The organism is Streptomyces sp. NPDC030021 (assembly GCF_055574035.1).
Map to the genome: position 1 here is coordinate 26,785 of NZ_JBVIAH010000029.1, position 19,681 is coordinate 46,465.

Below are 19,681 nucleotides of genomic sequence, written 5' to 3' on the forward strand. Positions count from 1 at the left end.
GCTAGTGCTGTGGCCGGGAAGGTCTGCCGGGTCGCGGCGTCCGGTGCATGGGTTCTCACGGACGCCGGGTCGGGCGCTCGCGCAGGCGCTGGCGGGCCGCGACGCCGAGGGTGATCCCCCAGAGCAGGAAGAGCGCGTACCAGAAGAGCCCCCAGGCTGCCTGCGGGTGGGCGTCCTTGGCGGCGAAGGCGGGCGAGGAGACGACGCGGCCGACGGCCGGCAGGTACCGCATCGCGAAAGAGGTGAAGCCCCACAGCGTCATGCCGCACGCGGCGATCCCCGCCGGTACGGCGATCAGGAGGGCGGGGATTTGGCGGCCCCACGGGCTGACCAGCGCGAGGGAGAGCACGGCGCCGAACACCGCCACCGCGCCCATCACCCAGTAGCCTATGGCGGCCTCCAGGTTGTCCTGCGGGCCCCGGCGAAGTCCCTCACCGGCCCGGCGCCTGCGCGGATCCGGCCGCCGCACGATCCCGTCCTCCCCCCGCGCGGGGAGGCCCGCGTGCGGCGTATAGGTCGTCTGCCCGATCCCCGGCCCCCGCCTTAGAACCCAGGCTGGGCCGGTGATCGATCGAGGAGTGGGAAAGGTCCTGCGGGACCGCAACGCGGGGCTCTACCTGTCCGGGGTGGTGGTCTCGGGATTCGGTACGACCGCCATGTGGCTGGTCGCCGGGGTCTGGGTGAAGTCGCTGACCGGGTCGGACGCGCTCGCGGCCCTGACCGTGTTCACCCTGTGGGCGCCGGTCCTGGCCGGACCGGCGCTGGGGGCGCTCGCCGACCGGCTGCCCCGGCGGCCGCTGCTGGTAGCCCTCGGCCTCGTGATGGCCGCGCTGCTGCCCGTACTGACCCTGCTGGACTCGGCGGACCGGGTGTGGCTGCTGTTCGCGGTCCTGCTCGTGTACGGGATCTGCGGCACCGTGCACGGGGCGGCGGAGGCGGCCCTGGTCCCGCAGGCCGTCGACCACCGGCTCCTCGGGGACTTCAACGGGCTGCGTCTGACCGCCGACGAGGGCATGAAGCTGCTCGCACCGCTGGTGGGGGCCGCCCTGTTCGCCCGCTTCGGCGGGGCGTCGGTGGCCCTGCTCGACGCAGTGACCTTCGCGCTGGCGGCGGGGATCTTCGCCCTGCTGCGGGTGCCCGGGGAGCCGCCGGAACGGGAGCGGATCCGGGACGGGCCGGGGGGATTCGCGCGGATGCCGGAGGGCTGGCGGCAGCTGCGGCAGGCCCCTGCGGCGCGCACGCTGGTGCCGGCCGGCGCCGCCGTGATGTTCCTGGCGGGGCTGAACGGCGCGGTGATCTACGCGGTCGCCGGGGACGTGCTGGGGCACGCGCCCACCTACGTGGGGGTGCTGTACGCGGTGCAGGGCGCGGGTTCGGTCGTGAGCGGGCTCGTGGCGGGCCCGCTGCTGCGGCGGATGCCGGAGAGGCTGTTCACGGCCGCCGGAATGGCCCTGTTCGCCGTCGGCGCCGGGGTCCGGGCGCTGCCGTACGACGCGGTGGCCCTGGCGGGCAGCGCGGCCATCGGCGCCGGGCTGCCGTGCGTGCTGATCGCGGCGCTGACGGCGGTGCAGCGCGAGGTCCCGAACGCCGCGCTGGGCCGCGCCGCGGCCACGGCCAACACCCTGATCTTCGTGCCGAACGCGCTGGCCCTGGCGCTGGGTTCCGTCCTGGTGGCCTTCGTGGACGTGCGGGTGCTGCTGCCGGTGCTGACGGTGGCGGGGCTGGCCGCGGCGCTGCTGCTCGTGGTCCGGGGTGCGGACCGGGCGCGAGTGGCCGTAGGGCAGCCTTGGATGTAGGGCACCCATGGCCGTAGGGCGCGGCCGGTGGAGGGGGCCGGCCACGCCCTGCGGCTGGGGGCTCAGGCCCCCGGCCCCGCCCACAGGCCGTCCGCCGTGAGCCCGAGCAGGTCGATCGCGTTGCCGCGCACGATGCGGTCCACGACGTCCGGTGCCAGGTGGCCCATCTGGGACTCGCCGACCTCGCGGGACTTGGGCCAGGTCGAGTCCGAGTGGGGGTAGTCCGTCTCGTAGAGGACGTTGGCGACGCCGATCGAGTCGAGGTTCTTCAGGCCGAAGGCGTCGTCGAAGAAGCAGCCGAAGACGTGCTCGGCGAAGAGCTCCGACGGCGGGCGCAGCACCTTGTCCGCGACTCCGCCCCAGCCGCGGTTCTCCTCCCAGACCACGTTCGCGCGCTCAAGGATGTACGGGATCCAGCCGATCTGGCCCTCCGCGTACATGATCTTCAGGTTCGGGAAGCGCTCGAACTTGCCGCTCATCAGCCAGTCGACCATCGAGAAGCAGCAGTTGGCGAAGGTGATGGTGGAGCCGACCGCGGGCGGGGCGTCGGCCGAGGTGGACGGCATGCGGGAGGAGGAGCCGATGTGCATGGCGATGACCGTGCCGGTCTCGTTGCACGCCTCCAGGAAGGGGTCCCACTCGTCCGTGTGGATGGAGGGGAGGCCCAGGTGCGGGGGTATCTCGGAGAACGCGACCGCGCGCACCCCGCGCGCGGCGTTGCGGCGGACCTCGGCGGCGGCCAGGCGGGCGTCCCAGAGCGGGATCAGAGTGAGGGGGATGAGGCGGCCGCGGGCGTCCGGGCCGCACCACTCCTCCACCATCCAGTCGTTGTAGGCCCGTACGCCGAGGAGCCCCAGCTCGCGGTCCTTGGCCTCGGTGAAGGTCTGGCCGCAGAAGCGGGGGAAGGTCGGGAAGCAGAGGGCCGACTGGACGTGGTTGACGTCCATGTCGGCGAGCCGGTCGGGAACCGAGAAGGACCCGGGGCGCATCTGCTCGTAGGTGATGACTTCCAGTTTGATCTCGTCGCGGTCGTACCCGACAGCCGTGTCGAGGCGGGTGAGCGGCCGGTGCAGGTCCTCGTACACCCACCAGTCGCCGATGGGGCCGTCGTCGCCCTTGGCGCCCATCACGGGGGCGAACTTGCCGCCGAGGAAGGTCATTTCCTTCAACGGGGCGCGGACGACGCGGGGGCCGGTGTCGCGGTACCTGGACGGGAGCCGGTCCCGCCAGACGTGGGGGGGCTCAACCGTGTGGTCGTCCACCGAGATGATCTTCGGGAAGGTCTCCATGGCTCATACGGTAGCGCTGATCTGACGAACCGTCAGCTAGTTGGCCGGTGATCGGTCGGACACGGGCTGACGTGTACGCGCGAGACAGGGCAGACTGACCCTTACACCGACGGAAGGCAGGGGGACGACAGATGGACGGCGTACCGGCCATCCCGAGCCCGCGGAAACATCCCGAGGCCCGTACGGCTGCCGTCGTACCCGAAGCCGGTCCGGGGGCGCCCCCCGCACCCGCGACCTCCGCACCCGCGGACGAGCCCGCGGCGGCCCCGGCCCCCACCCGCCCGGCACGGTCCGGGTCCACGGCGGGTCCTGCCGCCGAACCCACCGCACGGGCCGATTCCGCCAAGGGCCCGGCGGGCGCGGCCTCCCCGGCCCCGGCCCGCGCCACCGCCCCCCGAACGAGTCCGGAGCGGTCCGGGTCCGCCGAGCCCGCCGCAGGCGACACGGCGGGCGGCACAGGTCCGGGCGAGTCCCGCTTCGCCGTCCTCGGCCCCGTCCGCGCCTGGCGCGGCGCCGAGATCCTGCCCTCCGGCACCCCCCAGCAGCGCGCCCTGCTCGCCGTGCTCCTGCTGCGCGACGGCCGCACCGCCACCGCGCCCGAACTCATCGACGCCATCTGGGGCGAGGACCCGCCGCAGCAGGCCCTCGCCACCATCCGTACGTACGCCTCCCGCCTGCGCAAGGTCGTCGCCCCCGGCCTCCTCGTCACCGAGTCCGGCGGCTACGCCATCCGGCTGCGCTCCACCGCCACCCTCGACCTCGGCGTCGCCCGCAGCCTCGCCGCCGACGCCGAGGCCGCGCGGGCCGCCGGTGACCGCGCCCTCGCCCGTACGCTCCTGGCCCGCGCCCTCGACCTCTGGGAGGGCGAGCCCCTCGCCGGGGTCCCCGGCCCGCACGCCGACACCGAGCGCATCCGGCTCGCCGAATGGCGCCTCCAGCTGCTGGAGACCCGCCTCGACCTCGACCTGGAGGTCGGCCACCACGCCGAGGCCGTCTCCGAGCTCACTGCCCTCACCGCCGCCCACCCGCTGCGCGAACGCCTGCGCGAGCTGCTGATGCTCGCCCTCTACCGCAGCGGCCGGCAGGCCGAGGCCCTCGCCGTCTACGCCGACACCCGCCGGCTCCTCGCCGACGAGCTCGGCGTCGACCCCCGCCCCGAACTGGCCGCGCTCCAGCAGCGCATCCTCAACGCCGACGCCGATCTCGCCCGCGCGGAGGACCCGGCCCCGGCCGCCGCGACCGTTCACGTGAGGCCCGCCCAATTGCCTGCGACCGTCCCCGACTTCACCGGCCGCTCCAGCTTCGTCGCCGAGCTCGGCACCATCCTGTCCGGCGGCGCCCAGGACCAGGTCATGGCCGTCTCCGCGCTCGCCGGCATCGGCGGCGTCGGCAAGACCACCCTCGCCGTCCACGTCGCGCATGCCGCCCGCCCGCACTTCCCCGACGGGCAGCTCTACGTCGACCTCCAGGGCACCGAGGCCCGCCCCGCCGAACCGGAGGCCGTCCTCGGCTCCTTCCTGCGCGCCCTCGGCACCCCCGACACGGCCATCCCCGACTCCCCCGCCGAGCGGGCCGCGCTCTACCGCTCCACCCTCGACGGCCGCCGCGTGCTGGTCCTCCTCGACAACGCCCGCGACGCCGCCCAGGTCCGCCCGCTGCTGCCGGGCACCGCCGGCTGCGCCGCCCTCGTCACCAGCCGGGTCCGCATGGCGGGCCTCGCCGGCGCCCATCTCGTCGACCTCGACGTGATGAGCCCCGAGGAGGCCCTCCAGCTCTTCACCCGCATCGTCGGCGAGGAGCGCGTACGCGCCGAACGCCAGGCCGCCCTCGACGTCGTCGGCGCCTGCGGCTTCCTGCCGCTCGCCATCCGCATCGCCGCCTCCCGGCTCGCCGCCCGCCGCACCTGGACCGTCTCCGTCCTGGCCGCCAAGCTCGCCGACGAGCGCCGCCGCCTCGACGAGCTCCAGACCGGCGACCTCGCCGTCAAGGCCACCTTCGAGCTCGGCTACGGCCAGCTGGAGCCCGCCCAGCAGCGCGCCTTCCGCCTCCTCGGCCTCGCCGACGGCCCCGACATCTCCCTCTCGGCGGCGGCCGCCGTGCTCGACCTGCCCGAGTACGACACCGAGGACCTCCTCGAAGCCTTAGTCGACTGCTCCCTCCTCGAATCCGCCGCCCCCGGCCGCTACCGCTTCCACGACCTCGTACGCCTCTACGCGCGTGCCTGCGCCGAGCGCGACGAGCAGCCGCCGAGCGGGCGCGAGGCGGCCATGGACCGGCTGCTGGACTTCTACCTGGCCACCGCCTCCGGGGTCTACGCCCTGGAACGCCCCGGCGACCGGCTGCCCGCGCACCTGTCCGACACCCACTACCCCGGGCTGGTCTTCGCCGAACCGCGCGCCGCCCTGGACTGGCTGTACGCCGAGGCCGACCCGCTGCTGGCGTGCGTACGGCAGGCCTCCGTACGGGGTGGCGAGTCGCTGGTCCTGCGCCGGGCCGTGGACCTGCTGTGGGCGGCGAAGGACCTCGCCGAGTCCGGGGCCAACTCCCGGCAGTACGAGTCGGCCGCCGTGGCCCTGCGCGACGCCGGCCAGGCCGCGAAGGACCCGTACGCCGAGGGCCGCGCCCGCACCACCCTCACCAACGTGCACCTGGTCGCGGGCCGCTTCGCCGAGGCCGACGACGAGGCCGCCCGGGCCACCGTGCTCGCGCGCGAGGCCGGCGACCCGCTGCCCATGTGCTGGGCCCCCAACGACCGCGGGATCATCGCCCTCTACGAGGGCCGGCACGCGGACGGCGAGCGCTACCTGCTGCAGGCCATCGAGTGCTTCCGAGCCGACGGCAACAACGTCGGCGAGGCCAGCGCCCTGTGCAACCTCTCCCGCATCCATGTGGAGCTGGACCGTCTGCCCAGCGCCATAGACCTGGCCCAGCAGGGCATCGCCATCTACGACCGGATGGGCCTGAGCCTGCGCCTGGCCAACGGCCGCTACGCGCTGGGCATCGCCCTCACCCAGGCGGGGCGGCTCGGCGAGGCACTGGCGCAGCTCGCCGAGGCGCTGTCGCTGTTCCACGAGAACCGCCAGCCGCTGTGGGAGGGCGTGACCCACTTCCGGCTCGCCGAGGCCCACCTGGCGGCGCGCCGGCCCACGCTGGCCGCCTCGCACGCCGAGCAGGCCATCGCGCTGCGCGGGATCGGCGGGGAGTGGCGCCGGGCGACGGTCCTGACGGTGCTCGGCAAGGCGCTGCGGCGGCTGGGGCAGCGGGACCGGGCGCGGGCCTGCTGGCGGGACGCGGAGACCGTGTTCACGCAGCTGAGGTCGGCCGAACTGGGCGAGGTACAAGCCCTGTTGGCCTCGGAGATCGCGGCCTGAGCTGCGGGGACGCCGGTTGAACGCGGCGTTCATCGTTCGTTTATCGCCGTCCGACACGATAAGTGCATCGACCCGGCGCCTCGGGGGAGCATCCGGGCCGGTTGGTGGACTACCCGTTCGGCGGTCATCGGGGGAATCGCCGAACGGGCCCAGCCCTACCCACCCATCAGGAGAATCGATGACGACGAACGAGAACCTCAAGCCGCTCGACAACCACGCCTCGGGCGTCGAGATCGAGACCCTGGACAACCACGCCTCGGGCATCGAGATCAAGCCGCTGGAGAAGACCGAGGACCCGGCTGCGGCTCCGGTCACGGCGCCGGCCGCGGGCGAGGAGATCCGGACGCTGGACAACCACGCGTCCGGTCCGCGCCCGTAGCACGCACAAGACGTACGGGGGATTCCACGGGGGAATCGGGGGAACGGCGGTCGTGGTGGCCCGGAGGGGGAGCCACCACGACCGCCGTACACGTGTGCCCGGGCCGGTGCCCGGCGGCGGCATAGGCTGGGGGTGTGTTCTCCTCCCACGGGCCGAGCGTCCGCGAACTGGCAGTGCAGGGCCTCTCCTCGGTGGAGCGGGGCTACGACCTCCTCGCGCCGAAGTTCGACCACACCCCCTTCCGCACCCCGGACCGGATGCTCGACGCCGTCGAGGAGACCCTCGCCCAGGTGGAGGGCGGCTTCGGGGCCGGCCTGGACGTGTGCTGCGGCACGGGCGCCGGGATCGACATGCTGCGCCGGCTGTGCCGCGACCGGATCACCGGGGTGGACCTCAGCGCGGGCATGCTCGCGGAGGCCGGGCGCGCGTACGCGGACGATGACCGCGTGGACTTCGTACGGGCCGACGCGCGGGCCCTGCCGCCCGCCCTCGCGGACACGTACGACCTGGCGGTCAGCTTCGGCGCCTTCGGCCACTTCCTCCCGGGGGAGCGGCCCGCGCTCTTCTCCGGGATCCACGCGGCGCTGCGCGAGGGCGGCGTCTTCGCCTTCCCGATCGGCGCCCCGCTGCCGCTCGGCTCCCGGGTGTGGTGGGCGACGACGGGCTTCGACGCGGCGATGCGGGTGCGCAACGCGGTGTGGCGTCCCCCCTTCGTCATGTACTACCGCACCTTCCCCCTGGGCCCGGTCCGCGAGGACCTCCGGGCGGCCGGTTTCACGGTGGAAACGGTCCCCCTCGACCACTTCGGCCACCGCCCGGACGGCACCCCCCACTGGCGCCTCCTCCTGGCGCGCCGCCTCTAGCGGGCCCGTGCCGCCGTATCCCGGTGTGCGGGGGCCACCGCCCAGTAGCTGAACCAGCGCACCCCTGGAGGACACCATGGCCGCCGAGCTCCCCGAATGGATGCTCCCGCCCCGCCCGAGCGGCTGGGAAGCGGACGACCTCGATCACCTGCCCCAGGCTCCCCGGCACACCGAGCTCATCGACGGAGCGCTGGTCTTCAGGGTCTCCCCGCAGCGGTCCTGGAACTCCCGGCTCGTGGAGAACCTGACCTTCGCTCTGCGGCAGGCGGCACCTGACGGCATCGAGATCGAACGGCAGATGACCGTACGGCTCGACCGGAAGAGCCGCCCGGAACCGGACATCCTGGCTGCGGCTGTCCCCTACGACCCGGACCGTACCCGCTACCTCCCTGACGAGGTGGTCCTGGTGATCGAAGTGGTGTCCGAGGAGTCGGTGGACCGCGATCGTTCCATCAAGCCCTTCAAATACGCCCAGGCGGGAATCCCCCACTTCTGGCGCGTCGAGGACGAGACGACCGGGCCCGCCGTCCACGTCTACGAGCTGGACACCCTCACCCGGTCGTACGTCGCGACCGGAATCCACCGGGAGTGGCTCAAGGTGGCGGTTCCGTTCGCCGCGACCATCGATCTGGGCAGCCTCGTCCCCTGATCCGCCTCAGGGGGTGCGGAGGGCGCGTTTGAGGATCTTGCCGCTCGCGTTGCGCGGGAGTTCCGTCACGAACTCCACCGCGCGCGGGACCTTGTAGTTGGCCATCTCGCGGCGGGACCAGGCGATCAGGTCGTCCGCGGTGAGGGTGGAGCCGGGGCGGCGGACCGCGTAGGCCTTGCCGACCTCGCCCAGGCGCGGGTCCGGGATGCCGATCACCGCGACGTCCGCGATGTCCGGGTGGAGGCCGAGGAGTTGCTCGATCTCGGCGGGGTAGGCGTTGAACCCGCCGACGATGAACATGTCCTTGATCCGGTCGGTGATGCGCAGGTTGCCGTCCTCGTCCAGGTGCCCCACGTCGCCGGTGTGCAGCCAGCCCTCGGGGGTGATCGTCCGGGCGGTCTCCTCGGGGTCCTCGAAGTAGCCCTGCATGACGTGGTAGCCGCGGACCGCGATCTCGCCCACGTGCCCGGTCGGCTGCGGCCGCCCGTCCGCGTCCAGGATCACCACCTCCGTGTCCGGTATGGCCCGCCCGGAGGTGGCGGAGACGGTCTCCGCGGGGTCGCCGCGGCGGCACATGGTGACGATGCCGCTGGCCTCGGAGAGCCCGTACGCCGTGAGGACGGTGGCGATGCGCAGTTCGCCGCGCAGCCGTTCGACGAGCCGCAGCGGGACCACGGCCGCGCCGGTGACGACCAGGCGCAGGGCGGAGAGGTCGTGGTGGTCGCGCTGGGGGTGGTCGAGGAGCGACTGGTGGAGGGTGGGCGGCCCGGGGAGTACGGAGATCCGCTCGGCGGCGACGTTCGCGAGGACGGTGTCCACGTTGAACACGGGCTGCGGGACCATCGTGGCCCCGCGCATCAGGCAGGCGATGATCCCCGCCTTGTAGCCGAAGGTGTGGAAGAAGGGGTTCACGATCAGGTAGCGGTCGCCCTCGCGCAGTCCGGCGAGCTCGCTCCACACGTCGTAGCAGCGCAGGGACTGGGCGTGGGTGATGACCGCGCCCTTGGGGCTGCCGGTGGTACCGGAGGTGAAGATGATGTCGGAGGGGGACTCGGGACGGATGGCCTCGGCGCGCTCGCGGACCGCCGCGGCCGGTACGCCGTCCCCGCCCGCCAGGAAGTCCTTCCAGGTGCGGAAGGAATCGGGGGCGTCGTCGGCGAGGACGACGACCTGTTCCAGGTGCGGCAGTCCCGGCAGCGGCCCGGCGCCGGTGCCCTCGGCCGCGGCGCGGCGCAGGGAGGCGACGTAGGAGGTGCCGAGGAAGGTGCCGGTGACGAAGAGCAGCCGGGCCCGGCTGCGCTCCAGGACGTACGCGGCCTCCGCGCCCTTGAAACGGGTGTTGAGGGGGACGAGCACCGCGCCGGCCGAGACGGCGCCGAGGGCGGAGACGATCCACTCCAGGGTGTTGGGGGCCCAGACCGCCACCCGGTCGCCGGGCTCGATCCCGGCGGCGATGCAGGAGGCGGCGGCACGCTCGACGCGCTCGCCGAGCTGCGCGTAACTGATCCGGGTGCGCCCGTCGACGACGGCCTCGCGGTCGGCGTACTGTGCCGCTGCCGCCCGGACGAGCTGCGCGATGCTGCCCCAGCGCAGATCCCCGCGTACGTTCTCGCGTACGTCCTCGCGCCCGTGGTCGCCCATGCGTGCCGCCTTCCCGCAGACCCAGTAGCTGACTATCCGTCAGATTAGCTGTAGCCTTCGCGGCTGTCAGTACTGGCGCACCCCGGAGGTGGCGATGGCGGCAACGCTCAAGGACGCGACGGCGATAGTCGGCATCGGACAGACCGCCTTTGCCAAACAACTCCCGCAGTCCGAAAAGGAACTGGCCTGCCGGGCCATTCTCGCGGCCCTCGCCGACGCCGGCATCGAACCGTCCGAGGTCGACGCCTTCGCCTCCTACACCATGGAGGAGACCGACGAGGTGGAGGTCGCCAAGGCCATCGGCGCCGGCGACGTCACCTTCTTCTCCAAGATCGGCTACGGCGGGGGCGGTTCCTGCGCCACCGTCGGCCACCTCGCCTCCGCCGTCGCCACCGGCCAGGCCACCGTCGGCGTCGCCTGGCGCTCCCGCAAACGCGGCTCGGGCCCCCGCCCCTGGAAGAACACCGCCGTCCAACTGCCCACCCCCGGCCAGTGGACCAGACCCTTCGGCCTGCTGCGCCCCGCCGACGAGATCGGCATGCTCGCCCGCCGCTACATGCACGAGTACGGCGCCACCCGCGACCACCTCTTCAACGTGGCCATGGCCTGCCGCAACCGGGCCAACGCCAACCCAGCCGCGATGATGTACGAACGCCCGCTGACCCGCGAGATGTACATGACCTCCCGCATGATCAGCGACCCGCTCTGCCTCTTCGACAACTGCCTGGAGACCGACGGCGCGCTGGCCTGCGTGATCGTCTCCGCCGAGCGCGCCCGCGACTGCCGCCAGAAGCCCGTCTACGTCCACTCCGTCGCCCAGGGCCTGCCCGCCCAGCACCACGGCATGGTCAACTACTGGAACGACGACCCGCTGTCCGGCCCCGCCTGGACCGCCGCCCGCCACCTGTGGAAGCAGGCCGACTTCGGGCCCCAGGACGTGGACGTCGCCCAGATCTACGACGCCTTCACCCCGCTGATCCCGCTCTCCCTGGAGGGCTACGGCTTCTGCGGCCGCGGCGAGGGCGCCGCCTTCACCGAGGGCGGCGCCCTGGAGATGGGCGGCCGGCTCCCCATCAACACCGGGGGCGGCGGCCTGTCCGAGGCGTACGTGCACGGCTTCAACCTGATCAACGAGGGCGTCAAGCAGCTGCGCGGCATCTCCACCGCCCAGGTGCCCGACGCCGCGACCTGCCTGGTGACGGCGGGCGAGGGAGTCCCGACGTCCGCGATCCTGCTGAGGAGCTGACCCGATGACCACCACGCCCAGAGCCGCCGACGAACTCCTCCTGCCGGTCCCCGACGAGGACGGCGCCCCCTTCTGGGAGTACGCCGCCCAGGGCGAGCTCCGCGTCCAGGCCTGCGCCGCCTGCGGCCGGCTGCGCTTCCCGCCCCGCCCCTGCTGCCCGCACTGCCGGTCCTTCGACAGCGAGTGGCGCCGGATGAGCGGCCGCGGCCGCATCTGGTCCTACGTACGGCCGCACCCGCCGCTGCTGCCCGCGTACGCCGCGCAGGCCCCGTACAACGTGATCCTCGTGGAGCTCGCCGACGCCCCGCACATCCGGCTCGCCGGAAACCTGGTGGCCTCGGCCGACGCCCCGCTCGACTCGGTGGACCCGGCCCGGCTGCGGATCGGCGCCCGGGTGCACGTGGTCTTCACCGAGACGGGCGGCATGGCCGTGCCCCGCTGGGTCCTGGAGAAGTCATGACCGTGCGGGTGGAACGGGACAAGGCGACCGGCGTCGCCGTCGTCACCCTGGACCGGGAGCACCGGCACAACGCCATCGACCTGGAGACCGCCGCCGAACTGAGCGCGGTGTGGCGGGAGTTCCGGTTCGCCGAGGAGGTACGGGCGGTGGTGCTGACGGGCGCCGGGGCGGCCGCCTTCTGCACCGGCATCGACCGCGGCGTCGACGTGCCGCAGCCCGCCTCCCCGTACTCGGCCGACGACCCGCTGATCGCCATCGGCCCCAAGGCGGGCGACCTGTGGAAGCCGGTCGTCGCCGCCGTCAACGGCATGGCCTGCGGCGGGGCCTTCTACCTGCTGGGCGAGGCGGAGTTCCTGATCGCCTCCGAGACCGCCACCTTCTTCGACCCGCACACCACCTATGGGATGGTCAGCGCCTACGAGGCCGTCTACATGGCACAGCGGATGCCCTTCGGGGAAGCGGCCCGGATGTCCCTGATGGGCACGGCCGAGCGGCTCTCCGCGCGCCGGGCCCACGCGATCGGCCTGGTCTCGGAACTGACCGCGCCCGAGGGGCTGCTCCCGGCGGCCCTGCGGGCGGCGGAGACCCTGGCCGGCTTCCCCACGGAGGCCGTGCAGGGCACCGTACGGGCCCTGTGGTCGGCGAAGCAGGCCGCGCTCCAGCAGGCCCTGGCGCAGGCTCCGGCGCTGATCGCGCTGGGGAACCTGGCGCCGGAGCGGCAGGCGGAGCTGTTCGGCTCGCGGCGGCCCGGTACGGAGTTCAGGCTGCGCTGAGGGCAGGCCTCAGTGCTTGCGCGTGGACTTCGGGGTGGACTTCTTCGGGGTGGACCTGGGCGCGGGCTTGGAGCCGCCCGAGGTGGTCCTGGCCGGTCCCGGCGTGCCGGTGCCGGACGATTCGCGGGGCGGGTCGAGCCTGCACGTGGTGACCTCGGCCGCACGCGAGGGCTCCTGGAGCGCGACCTCGACCGTACGGGTCTCACGGGCCTCCAGGGTCGCCTCGACCTCGGTGGACTCGATGGTGGCGCCGTTCGCACCCTCCCGGTACAGATTCACCGTGAAGGTCGCCCTGCGGTCCACGTTCGAGGTGAACCTGACCGTGGTGACCGGCGGGGTGGCGCCGACGCAGGTGACCACGACCGCCGTGGCCGGGGCGCCGCTCGCACTCGCGGAGGGCGACGCGGTGGCCGTGCCGTTGTTGCTGCCGCTGCCGTGGCTCTTCTTCTTGCTCTTGGAGCTGGAGCACCCGCCACCGCTGCTACCGCTGCTGCTCTTGCTCTTGCCGCTGCTCCCGCTGCTGCTTGCGCCGTGCGACGAGAAGCCGGTCAGCGCGAGCACGACCCCCACCAGCACAGCGGTGAACCTGATACGACGCCCAGCCACCATGGCCCGAACTCCTCCCCCTGGGACAACGGCGGGTCACGCTACCAGCCGGGACGCGCCACATAAGAGGAACATAAGGACTACTTCCCGCCGGAACGGTCCGGGGTGCGGGCCGCGGGGGCCGGGCGTAGCGTCGGGATCGAGATCCCTATCCCGGAGGGCCGGGCATGCTCCGCAACGCACTCGGCTCCCTGATGGGTCTGATCGGAGCGGCGGCCGCCGTCTGGAGCCCCTTCCGTGCCTGGTACGACGGCCGTCACGGACGCGACTACGGCGTCCAGGAACTCTTCACCTCCGCCGGGATCACCGGCCACACGCCCATCCTGCTGGCCTCGATCCTGCTCCCGTACCTGTTCGCCGCGGTCCTCACCCTGTGCGCGGTGCTGCTCCGCTCGCGGCTGCTGATGGCGCTGGCGGGGCTGGTCGTACTCGGCTTCACGATCCTGTGGATGGTCCGCCAGGGCCAGGCCGTGGGCAGCCTCTCGGTGGGCGGCGCCGGCCGGGGCCTCGGTGACGGCCTCGCCAACGCCCTCGGCGCGGGTGCGCTGATCCTCCTGGGCGCAGCGGTCATGCGCGGCCGCCCCGCCCCGCGCACCCGCCCCCTCCCCCCGACGACGCCCGTTCCCGGCTGACCCCGGAAACGGCGGCGGCCCCGGCCCCCCGGAGGGGGCGGGGCCGACCGGCCGGACAGGCGGGTGGGAATCAGGCGGCGTCGACGACGCCGGAGGCCGCGATCTCGACCTTGCCCTTGGGGGCGCCGGACTGGGAGCCCAGGGCCTCGATCTGGTCCACGAGCTCCTGGCCCGAGACGACCTCGCCGAAGACGACGTGCTTGCCGTCGAGCCACGAGGTGACGACGGTGGTGATGAAGAACTGCGAGCCGTTGGTGTTGCGGCCGGCGTTCGCCATCGACAGCAGGTACGGGCGGTCGTGCTTCAGCTGGAAGTTCTCGTCCTCGAACTTCTCGCCGTAGATGCTCTTGCCACCGGTGCCGTTGTGGTTGGTGAAGTCACCGCCCTGCAGCATGAACTGGGGGATGACGCGGTGGAAGCCCGAGCCGGCGTAGCCGTAGCCGTTCTGGCCGGTGCACAGCTCGCGGAAGTTGCGCGCCGTCTTCGGGACGACCTCGTCGAAGAGGGCGAAGACGATGCGGCCGGCGGGGGCGCCGTTGATGGTGATGTCGAAGTAGACGTTGCTCATGGGGTCCATCCTGTCACTCCCGGTGCGGTGCGCTACCCGGCGGGGCCGCAGCCCCGCCTCCGGGCAGGTCAACCGCTCGTACGGGTGCCCGTACCCTTCGCCGCGTCCAGGGCATACACGCAGCGGTCCTTGCTGCATGCGTAGACCACGCCCGCCTCCGCCACCGGGGCGCCCGTGATCTCGCCGCCCGTGGCCAGCTTCCAGCGCAGCTGGCCGCCCGCCGCGTCCAGGGTGTACAGGCAGTGGTCGGCCGAACCGAAGTGCACCCGGCCGTCCGCGACCGCCGGCAGGCCGGTGATCTCGCCGCCCGCCGCGAACCGCCACTTCGGGGTGCCGGTGACCGCGTCGAGCGTGTACAGCGCGCTGCCCGCGCCCAGGTGGACGTTGCCGTTCGCGACCACCACCGGGTCCGAGGACTGCCGCCCCTCGGTCGCGATCCGCCAGCGGTCCTGGCCGGTGGCCGCGTCGAGGGCGTAGACCGTGCCCAGGTAGTCGACGAGGTAGACCCCGCCGCCCGTGACGGCCGCGCCCGGCGCGAAGGCCGGGGGCGCCAGGAAGACCGCGGGGGCCTCGAAGTGCCAGCGGACCCGGCCCGAGGCCCGGTCCACCGAGATGACCCGGGTGCCGGCCGCGACGTAGACGTTGCCGTCCGGGGCCGGGGTGACCCGCACGGGCACGTTCCCGCAGGAGGCCGCGTCACCGATCGGGTAGGACCAGGACTCGCGGCCGGTGCGGGCGTCCAGGGCGCGCAGCCGGGCGTCCTGCCACACGTACACCGTGCCGTCGTGGAGGACGGGGGCCGCCTCCGGGGTCTCGAAGTCGCTCTGCGCGCCGGTCAGCTCCCACAGCTTGTGGCCGTTGGAGGCCTCCCGGCCCTGTACGCCGCCGCCGCGCGTGGCGGTGACGACCGTGCCGCGCTCGGCGCGCAGCGCGTACACCCAGGCGTCGGTGGACAGCCGCCACCGCTCGGAGCCGTCGCCGGCGTCGAGCGCGTAGAGGGAGGGGCCGTCGGAGGCGTGGATCCGGCCGTCGGCGACCGCCATGGACCAGGCGACGTCGCGGGTCTTGAACTGGCGGCGGCCGCTCGCCACGTCCAGCGCGTGGACCTCGAAGGAGGTCACGTAGAGCAGGTTCCCGGCGACGGTCGGGGTGCCCCAGACCTCGTTGGACATCCGGAAGCGCCACGGCCGCCAGCGGCCGCTGTCCGGGGCCGGAGCGGGGCTCGGTACGGGCTGCACCGCCGAGGGGGTGGCCACCGACCCGCCGGGCGGGCGGATCCAGCCGGTCGCCGAGTCCGCGGCGGCGGAGGAGGCGTGCGCGGCCGGGGCGGCGGCGCTCGCGCGCGGCCCGGGCCCGATCGGCACCGGCGAGCCGCCCAGGCGCACCGGCTCGCCCGAGGGCACCGGGGACATCGGCGGGTGGTGCGGGCGCTGCGGGACGGCCTGGCCGGTACGCGGGTCCACCCAGGAGTCGGCCCCGCGCGGGCGGCGGTGCGTGACGGCCTCGGAGGCCGGCCCGCGGCCCCCGGAGCCCGGTCCGGGCGCCGGCACCACGGGGACGGGCGCGGGCGGCGTGCGGTGCCCCGCGCGCCGGGCCTCGATCATCGCGACGGCCCGGGCGGGCAGCCACGCCGAGGCGGTGCCGCTGTCGTCGCCGCCGTCGAACAGGTGCGGGGCGAGCTGCGCCTGCAGGTCGGCCGGGGTGGGCCGGAGCGTGGCGTCCATCTGCATGCAGGAGTCGATCAGCGGCCGCAGCTCGGGCGGGAGCCCCTCCAGATTGGGGCCCTCGCGCAGCAGCATGAAGACCGTCTCCACCGGGTTCGCCCCGTGGTACGGCGGGTGCCCGGTCGCGGCGAAGACGAGGGTGGAGCCGAGCGAGAAGACGTCGCTGGCGCCCTTGACGCTGCGCGAGTCCTTGGCCTGCTCGGGCGACATGTAGGCGGGGGTGCCGACGGCGACGTTCGTCATGGTCAGGCGGGTGTTGGAGACCCCGCTCGCGATACCGAAGTCGATCACGCGCGGGCCGTCCTCGACGACGAGCACGTTGGACGGCTTCAGGTCGCGGTGGACCAGGCCGGCGCCGTGGATGGACTGCAGGGCCTCGGCGATACCGGCCGCGAGCCACCGTACGGCCTGGGCGGGCATGGGCCCGCACTCGTTGACGATCTCCTCCAGGGAGGGCGCCGGGACGTAGGCGGTCGCCAGCCACGGCACGGCGGCGCGCGGGTCGGCGTCGACCACGGCCGCGGTGTAGAAGCCGGACACGGCGCGGGCCGCCTCCACCTCGCGGGTGAAGCGGACGCGGAAGAGCTGGTCCTCGGCGAGCTCGGTGCGCACCGTCTTGATCGCGACCCGCCGTCCGGACGCGGACCGCGCGAGATAGACCAGCCCCATGCCGCCGGCGCCGAGCCGTCCCAGCACCTCGAAGGGGCCGATCCGTCTCGGGTCGTGCTGCGTCAGCTGCTCCACCACTCGCCTCCACACCTCCCCGTACGGGCCACTCAGCGGGCCCGCTTCACCGGCACGGGGCCCCGCCCCGTGCAGCGTCTCACTCCGGGCGCCGCCCGGGTCGAGCAACCCCGATTCTGTCAGGCCCGGACCCGGTCCGGCCCCGGCACGTCGAGCCGGGCGGTGTGATCTGCTCGGCGATCTTCCCGGGACGGGGGCGATATGGGCTGCGCGGCCCGGTGCGCAGGGGTTACGCGTCCGGCCTGGTGCGGGGTTCCGAGAGCAGCCCGAAGACCGCCCCCTGGTTGTCGGCGACGACCGCGATCCGCCCGTAGGGGGTGTCGAAGGGGTCGGCGGTGACCCGGCCGCCGAGCCGCTGCACCATGGCGACCGACTGGTCGCAGTCCGGTACGGCGAAGTAGGCGAGGAAGTGCGCGGGCATGGCCTCGGGGAAGGCGTCGGTGATCAGGCTGCGGCCGAGGACGGCGGTGTCCGTGCCGGGCGCGGTCCCCGGCGGGGACCAGATGCGGTACTCGACGCCTGCGTCGTCCTGGTCCTGCGGGACGTAGCCGAAGACCTTGGCGTAGAAGACGTCGACGGCGTCGCGGGCCCGGGTGTAGACCTCGCTCCAGCAGTACGTGTACGGCTCCTGCTGGGCGTCGAAGCCGTGGTGGGTGCCGGGCTGCCACAGGCCGAAGACGGCGCCGCCGGGGTCGGCGGCCATCGCCGCGGTGCCGTACGGGCCGACCGGCATCGGGTCCATCACCATCTGGCCGCCGGCGGCGCGGATGCGCTGGGCGCAGGCGTAGGCGTCGGTGGTGTAGAGGTAGATCCCCCAGACGGTGGGCATGCGGCCGTCGGGTTTGGGGGCGAGGGCGGCGACGTTGCGGCCGCGGCTGTAGGCCTGCGTGTAGTGGCCGTACTCGGCGCCCGCACCTTCGGCGAAGGTCCACCCGAAGAGCTCACCGTAGAAGCGCTTGCCCGCCTCGACGTCCGGAAGCGAGGCGTCCACCCAGCAGGGTGCGCCTTCCGCGAATGCGGCCATGGGCCCGTTTCCTTCCGTTGTGCGGGGGTGTGTACCCTCCCAACCCTCTCAGCCATGATCCGCCCGAAAACTTGTCCACAGCCTGTTGATAAGACTATTCGGGGGAAATCTTGCGGAACCGGGCGACACGCCCGGGCCGGGGGGCGGGCCACGACCGGGGCCGGGGGCGGCGCGCGGCAGGCGCGGGGACACGGCCCGGCCGGGGGCGCGCGGGGGCCGATTTCCGTCCGGAATGCGCCGGCGCGGCCGCCCGGGACCGCCTTCCGCCCAGGCCAGTGACCCCGTAACCCCATTTGCAGGCGGCCGAATAGCGCGCCGATCACCCCTCGGTAAGCTGACGGCATGACAGGACAAGTACGCACCGTCGACGGGCGTGTCGCCGGCCGGCGCGGCCAGGCGACGCGGCAGAAGCTGCTCGACTGCCTCGGCGAGATGCTCAGCTCCTCGCCGTACCGCGACGTCAAAGTGATCGACGTCGCCCGCAAGGCCGGCACCTCCCCCGCGACCTTCTACCAGTACTTCCCGGACGTCGAGGGCGCCGTCCTGGAGATCGCCGAACAAATGGCCACCGAGGGCGCGCAGTTGACGTCGCTCGTCGAGGGCCGGACCTGGGTCGGCAAGTCAGGGTGGGCCGCCGCCGAGGAACTCGTCGAGGGTTTCCTGGAGTTCTGGCGCCGCAACGACGCGATCCTGCGGGTCGTCGACCTCGGCGCGGCCGAGGGCGACAAGCGCTTCTACAAGATCCGCATGAAGATCCTGAACTCGGTCACCAACTCCCTCACGGAATCGATGAAGGAGCTCCAGGCCAAGGGCAAGGTCGACAAGGACATCAGCCCCGCGGCGATGGCCGGCTCACTGGTCGCGATGCTGGCCGCGGTCGCCTCGCACCAGAAGGGCTTCCAGACCTGGGGCGTCAAGCAGGCCGAGCTCAAGCCGAACCTGGCGCTGCTCGTCCACCTCGGCATCACGGGCAAGAAGCCCACGAAGTGACGATTCTCGCCCCATGGATTGGGGCGATTCCCTTCAACTCGCGTGGGCGGGCTTCGGGGCTTCACGCATCCGCCTCCGGCCGGTGGCCGGGACTCGCACCCTGGGGATGCTGCGCGTGCTGTTGATGTCCGAGCCACCCGTCCGGCGGGCTCGGGCCTCGATCTCCACCGAGGCATCGTGGTCGGCATCGCCCTCGTGCCCACAGTGGGTACAGGCAAACAACCGACCACAGCCCTTGCGGGATTCGGGATCGACCTGGCCGCATGCGGCACAGGTCTGGGAGGTGTGGAACGGCGCTACCGCAACGAGTACGGATCCGAACAGGTGGGTTTTGTATTCAAGCTGTCGCCGCCGCTCTCCCGGGATGTCGTCGAGGATCGACCGGTTCAGTCCGGCCTTCTGGCGGACGCTCTTGCCCGGCCTTTCGGCGATGCCCTTTGCTGAGGCCGTCATGGCCGTCACGCGCAGATCCTCGACACCGATCAGGCCGTGATTTTTGGCGAGGTCGGTGGTGAGCTTGTGCGTGAAGTCCTGGCGGCGGTTAGCCCGCCGGGTGGTCAGCTTCGCGATCTGGGCGACCGTCGCATGCAGGCGGGTCCCGTACTTCCCTCCGTTGTGCTTCCTCGCGTAGGTGATCTGTCTCGCCTTGCGCTGCTCCAGAGCCTTGAGTCGCTTCTTCTCGTTGGCCGTCAGTGAAGGGGGCATGAGGCGGGATGTGGTCTCGGTGGACACGAATGCGGACGCGGCGACACCGAAGTCCACCCCGCACGCGGGCTTCCCGTTAGGCATTCCCGGCTTGCGGCCCGTATGGACACCGAACGAGACGTGCCAGCCGCCGCCGTCCCGGGACACCGTGGCGTTACGGATCGTGCCCCCGATGGCGCGGGCGGGCTGGAGCCCGATGCGCACTGGCTTCGATGGCGGCG

18 protein-coding genes are annotated in these 19,681 nt (G+C 73.1%); 10 read left to right on the forward strand and 8 right to left on the reverse strand.

Annotated features, from left to right (window positions below; genetic code table 11):
* Positions 1–55: 55 nt before the first annotated feature.
* Entirely contained in the window at positions 56–469 is a 414-nt protein-coding gene (locus ACZ4YL_RS37145) for a hypothetical protein (protein WP_468122576.1), read from the reverse strand.
* 94 nt (positions 470–563) lie between these two features.
* Here ACZ4YL_RS37145 and ACZ4YL_RS37150 point away from each other — a divergent pair, with 94 nt between their 5' ends.
* The gene (locus ACZ4YL_RS37150; RefSeq protein WP_468122578.1) at positions 564–1,796 is read left to right on the forward strand and encodes an MFS transporter; all 1,233 of its coding nucleotides are present in this window, start codon (positions 564–566) and stop codon (positions 1,794–1,796) included.
* A gap of 62 nt (positions 1,797–1,858) precedes the next feature.
* On the opposite strand, the gene ACZ4YL_RS37155 is transcribed toward ACZ4YL_RS37150, so the two are convergent.
* Entirely contained in the window at positions 1,859–3,085 is a 1,227-nt protein-coding gene (locus ACZ4YL_RS37155; RefSeq protein ID WP_468122580.1) for an amidohydrolase family protein, read from the reverse strand.
* Positions 3,086–3,216: 131 nt separating this feature from the next.
* Here ACZ4YL_RS37155 and afsR point away from each other — a divergent pair, with 131 nt between their 5' ends.
* From afsR to ACZ4YL_RS37175, 4 genes are all read left to right on the forward strand, one after another.
* The gene (afsR, locus tag ACZ4YL_RS37160; RefSeq protein WP_468122582.1) at positions 3,217–6,456 is read left to right on the forward strand and encodes an SARP-family global regulator AfsR; all 3,240 of its coding nucleotides are present in this window, start codon (positions 3,217–3,219) and stop codon (positions 6,454–6,456) included.
* A gap of 178 nt (positions 6,457–6,634) precedes the next feature.
* A complete protein-coding gene (locus ACZ4YL_RS37165) occupies positions 6,635–6,835 on the forward strand; it encodes a hypothetical protein (RefSeq protein WP_468122584.1) in 201 nt (66 codons plus the stop codon).
* 134 nt (positions 6,836–6,969) lie between these two features.
* The gene (locus ACZ4YL_RS37170; protein ID WP_468122586.1) at positions 6,970–7,698 is read left to right on the forward strand and encodes a class I SAM-dependent methyltransferase; all 729 of its coding nucleotides are present in this window, start codon (positions 6,970–6,972) and stop codon (positions 7,696–7,698) included.
* Positions 7,699–7,774: 76 nt separating this feature from the next.
* Positions 7,775–8,347 carry a Uma2 family endonuclease gene (locus ACZ4YL_RS37175; RefSeq protein ID WP_468122588.1) on the forward strand — a complete coding sequence of 191 codons (573 nt, stop codon included), beginning with the start codon at positions 7,775–7,777 and terminating at the stop codon, positions 8,345–8,347.
* A 6-nt stretch (positions 8,348–8,353) separates the two neighbouring features.
* Here ACZ4YL_RS37175 and ACZ4YL_RS37180 read toward each other — a convergent pair whose 3' ends face one another.
* Positions 8,354–9,988 (reverse strand): FadD3 family acyl-CoA ligase, encoded by a 1,635-nt coding sequence (locus tag ACZ4YL_RS37180; protein ID WP_468122590.1) that lies wholly within the window; start codon positions 9,986–9,988, stop codon positions 8,354–8,356.
* Between the two features lie 94 nt (positions 9,989–10,082).
* On the opposite strand from ACZ4YL_RS37180, the gene ACZ4YL_RS37185 reads away from it, so the two are divergent.
* The 3 genes from ACZ4YL_RS37185 to ACZ4YL_RS37195 are packed head-to-tail and all read left to right on the forward strand — an operon-like array spanning position 10,083 to position 12,467.
* Positions 10,083–11,234, forward strand: coding sequence for a lipid-transfer protein (locus ACZ4YL_RS37185; protein WP_468122592.1), 1,152 nt, complete (start codon positions 10,083–10,085; stop codon positions 11,232–11,234).
* Between the two features lie 4 nt (positions 11,235–11,238).
* A complete protein-coding gene (locus ACZ4YL_RS37190; RefSeq protein WP_468122594.1) occupies positions 11,239–11,694 on the forward strand; it encodes a Zn-ribbon domain-containing OB-fold protein in 456 nt (151 codons plus the stop codon).
* Positions 11,691–12,467: an enoyl-CoA hydratase/isomerase family protein gene (locus tag ACZ4YL_RS37195; RefSeq protein WP_468122596.1), complete on the forward strand. Its 777-nt coding sequence runs from the start codon at positions 11,691–11,693 to the stop codon at positions 12,465–12,467. The genes ACZ4YL_RS37190 and ACZ4YL_RS37195 overlap by 4 nt, the downstream gene beginning before the upstream one ends.
* Positions 12,468–12,476: 9 nt before the next feature.
* On the opposite strand, the gene ACZ4YL_RS37200 is transcribed toward ACZ4YL_RS37195, so the two are convergent.
* On the reverse strand, positions 12,477–13,076 hold the full coding sequence (locus ACZ4YL_RS37200) for a hypothetical protein (protein ID WP_468122598.1): 600 nt from the start codon (positions 13,074–13,076) through the stop codon (positions 12,477–12,479).
* 164 nt (positions 13,077–13,240) lie between these two features.
* Between ACZ4YL_RS37200 and ACZ4YL_RS37205 the strand changes: the two genes are divergently transcribed.
* Positions 13,241–13,705 carry a hypothetical protein gene (locus tag ACZ4YL_RS37205; protein WP_468122600.1) on the forward strand — a complete coding sequence of 155 codons (465 nt, stop codon included), beginning with the start codon at positions 13,241–13,243 and terminating at the stop codon, positions 13,703–13,705.
* A 70-nt stretch (positions 13,706–13,775) separates the two neighbouring features.
* Here the strand turns inward: ACZ4YL_RS37205 and ACZ4YL_RS37210 are convergent, their stop codons facing one another.
* The 3 genes from ACZ4YL_RS37210 to ACZ4YL_RS37220 all read right to left on the reverse strand — a co-directional run bounded on the left by ACZ4YL_RS37210 (position 13,776) and on the right by ACZ4YL_RS37220 (position 17,765).
* Entirely contained in the window at positions 13,776–14,273 is a 498-nt protein-coding gene (locus ACZ4YL_RS37210; protein WP_327263017.1) for a peptidylprolyl isomerase, read from the reverse strand.
* A 68-nt stretch (positions 14,274–14,341) separates the two neighbouring features.
* Complete coding sequence (gene afsK / locus ACZ4YL_RS37215) at positions 14,342–16,744, reverse strand: protein serine/threonine kinase AfsK (RefSeq protein ID WP_468122603.1); 2,403 nt, start codon at positions 16,742–16,744, stop codon at positions 14,342–14,344.
* 226 nt (positions 16,745–16,970) lie between these two features.
* Positions 16,971–17,765: a VOC family protein gene (locus ACZ4YL_RS37220; RefSeq protein ID WP_468122605.1), complete on the reverse strand. Its 795-nt coding sequence runs from the start codon at positions 17,763–17,765 to the stop codon at positions 16,971–16,973.
* Between the two features lie 342 nt (positions 17,766–18,107).
* Between ACZ4YL_RS37220 and ACZ4YL_RS37225 the strand changes: the two genes are divergently transcribed.
* Positions 18,108–18,755: a TetR family transcriptional regulator gene (locus ACZ4YL_RS37225; protein ID WP_189971482.1), complete on the forward strand. Its 648-nt coding sequence runs from the start codon at positions 18,108–18,110 to the stop codon at positions 18,753–18,755.
* 33 nt (positions 18,756–18,788) lie between these two features.
* Here ACZ4YL_RS37225 and ACZ4YL_RS37230 read toward each other — a convergent pair whose 3' ends face one another.
* On the reverse strand, positions 18,789–19,664 hold the full coding sequence (locus tag ACZ4YL_RS37230; RefSeq protein ID WP_468122607.1) for an RNA-guided endonuclease InsQ/TnpB family protein: 876 nt from the start codon (positions 19,662–19,664) through the stop codon (positions 18,789–18,791).
* Positions 19,665–19,681: the final 17 nt, after the last annotated feature.

What these genes read in the sequence shown, in the direction of transcription:
- ACZ4YL_RS37185 (WP_468122592.1), top strand. Translation starts at nt 10,083, where the DNA reads ATGGCGGCAACGCTCAAGGACGCGACGGCGATAGTCGGCATCGGACAG.
- ACZ4YL_RS37165 (WP_468122584.1), top strand. Translation starts at nt 6,635, where the DNA reads ATGACGACGAACGAGAACCTCAAGCCGCTCGACAACCACGCCTCGGGC.
- afsR (WP_468122582.1), top strand. Translation starts at nt 3,217, where the DNA reads ATGGACGGCGTACCGGCCATCCCGAGCCCGCGGAAACATCCCGAGGCC.
- ACZ4YL_RS37180 (WP_468122590.1), bottom strand. Translation starts at nt 9,988, where the DNA reads ATGGGCGACCACGGGCGCGAGGACGTACGCGAGAACGTACGCGGGGAT.
- ACZ4YL_RS37195 (WP_468122596.1), top strand. Translation starts at nt 11,691, where the DNA reads ATGACCGTGCGGGTGGAACGGGACAAGGCGACCGGCGTCGCCGTCGTC.
- ACZ4YL_RS37220 (WP_468122605.1), bottom strand. Translation starts at nt 17,765, where the DNA reads ATGGCCGCATTCGCGGAAGGCGCACCCTGCTGGGTGGACGCCTCGCTT.
- ACZ4YL_RS37205 (WP_468122600.1), top strand. Translation starts at nt 13,241, where the DNA reads ATGCTCCGCAACGCACTCGGCTCCCTGATGGGTCTGATCGGAGCGGCG.
- ACZ4YL_RS37155 (WP_468122580.1), bottom strand. Translation starts at nt 3,085, where the DNA reads ATGGAGACCTTCCCGAAGATCATCTCGGTGGACGACCACACGGTTGAG.
- ACZ4YL_RS37175 (WP_468122588.1), top strand. Translation starts at nt 7,775, where the DNA reads ATGGCCGCCGAGCTCCCCGAATGGATGCTCCCGCCCCGCCCGAGCGGC.
- ACZ4YL_RS37210 (WP_327263017.1), bottom strand. Translation starts at nt 14,273, where the DNA reads ATGAGCAACGTCTACTTCGACATCACCATCAACGGCGCCCCCGCCGGC.
- ACZ4YL_RS37200 (WP_468122598.1), bottom strand. Translation starts at nt 13,076, where the DNA reads ATGGTGGCTGGGCGTCGTATCAGGTTCACCGCTGTGCTGGTGGGGGTC.
- ACZ4YL_RS37190 (WP_468122594.1), top strand. Translation starts at nt 11,239, where the DNA reads ATGACCACCACGCCCAGAGCCGCCGACGAACTCCTCCTGCCGGTCCCC.
- ACZ4YL_RS37225 (WP_189971482.1), top strand. Translation starts at nt 18,108, where the DNA reads ATGACAGGACAAGTACGCACCGTCGACGGGCGTGTCGCCGGCCGGCGC.